The organism is Vibrio sp. 2132-1, from assembly GCF_033344315.1.
Genome location: NZ_JAWPON010000070.1, coordinates 1 through 1,271 on the forward strand (window position 1 = coordinate 1; position 1,271 = coordinate 1,271).

A 1,271-nucleotide genomic window follows, 5' to 3' on the forward strand; every position below is an offset into this window, starting at 1 on the left:
CCCGCTTGAGGGCACGGAACAGGCCGGGGGCCAGACAGTGCGCCGGGTCGTGCCGGACGTGGCTGAGGCTGTGTTTGTTCTTAGGCTTTGCCACGAGGCACCCCCTTGCTCTTGTGCTGCTTTTCCAGCACGGCGGGCTTGAGTACCCCGCCGTCATGCCGCCTGAACCACCGATCAGCGAACGGTGCGCCATAGTTGGCCTTGCTCACACCGAAGCGGACGAAGAACCGGCGCTGGTCGTCGTCCACACCCCATTCCTCGGCCTCGGCGCTGGTCATGCTCGACAGGTAGGACTGCCAGCGGATGTTATCGACCAGTACCGAGCTGCCCCGGCTGGCCTGCTGCTGGTCGCCTGCGCCCATCATGGCCGCGCCCTTGCTGGCATGGTGCAGGAACACGATAGAGCACCCGGTATCGGCGGCGATGGCCTCCATGCGGCCAATCACTTGCGCCATGGGGCCGCTGGCGTTCTCTTCCTCGATGTGGAACCGGCGCAAGGTATCCAGCACCATCAAGCGGCGTCCCTCAGCGGCTCGCTTGAGGCCGTCGAACCACTCCGGGGCCATGATGTTGGGTAGGCTGCCGATCAGCGGCTGGATTAGCAGACCGTCAGCCACGGCTTGCCGTTGCTCGTCGGTCAGGCGTTCCCCCAATGCGTGCAGGCGGTGATGTATGGCGGTGGGCGGGTCTTCGGCGGGCAGGTAGATCACCGGGCCGGTGCGCAACTCGCCCACGTCCAGCAGGTCGGGGCCGCCTGCGATCTGTGCGGCCAGTTGCAGGGCCAGCATGGACTTGCCGGCCCCACCGGGGGACACCAGCGCCCCCACGGTGCCGGCCACCATGTTGGGCAAAACGTAGTCCAGCGGTGGCGGCGCTGCTGCGAACGCCTCCAGAATATTGATAGGCTTATGGGTAGCCATTGATTGCCGCCTTTGCAGGCAGTTGGTGGTTAGGCGCTGGCGGGGTCACTACCCCCGCCCTGCGCCGCTCTGAGTTCTTCCAGGCACTCGCGCAGCGCCTCGTATTCGTCGTCGGTCAGCCAGAACTTGCGCTGACGCATCCCTTTGGCCTTCATGCGCTCGGCATATCGCGCTTGGCGTACAGCGTCAGGGCTGGCCAGCAGGTCGCCGGTCTGCTTGTCCTTTTGGTCTTTCATATCAGTCACCGAGAAACTTGCCGGGGCCGAAAGGCTTGTCTTCGCGGAACAAGGACAGGGTGCAGCCGCCAAGGTTAAGGCTGGACATATCAGCGACTGCAAAGCGGACAGCCTC

At 64.8% G+C, this 1,271-nt stretch carries 3 protein-coding genes; all 3 read right to left on the minus strand.

Annotated elements, in window-relative coordinates; genetic code table 11:
- A partial coding sequence (gene repC, locus R8N47_RS23470; protein WP_318185889.1) for a replication protein C, IncQ-type occupies nucleotides 1–94 on the minus strand: 94 nt, incomplete at its 3' end.
- Nucleotides 81–920: a helicase RepA family protein gene (locus R8N47_RS23475; protein ID WP_318185888.1), complete on the minus strand. Its 840-nt coding sequence runs from the start codon at nucleotides 918–920 to the stop codon at nucleotides 81–83. The genes repC and R8N47_RS23475, both read right to left, overlap by 14 nt.
- 29 nt (nucleotides 921–949) lie before the next feature.
- Entirely contained in the window at nucleotides 950–1,156 is a 207-nt protein-coding gene (urfF, locus tag R8N47_RS23480; RefSeq protein ID WP_007857788.1) for a plasmid repression protein F, read from the minus strand.
- Nucleotides 1,157–1,271 lie beyond the last annotated feature (115 nt).

Excerpts from the sequence above, each read along its gene's own strand:
- urfF (WP_007857788.1), bottom strand. The coding sequence starts at position 1,156 with ATGAAAGACCAAAAGGACAAGCAGACCGGCGACCTGCTGGCCAGCCCT.
- R8N47_RS23475 (WP_318185888.1), bottom strand. The coding sequence starts at position 920 with ATGGCTACCCATAAGCCTATCAATATTCTGGAGGCGTTCGCAGCAGCG.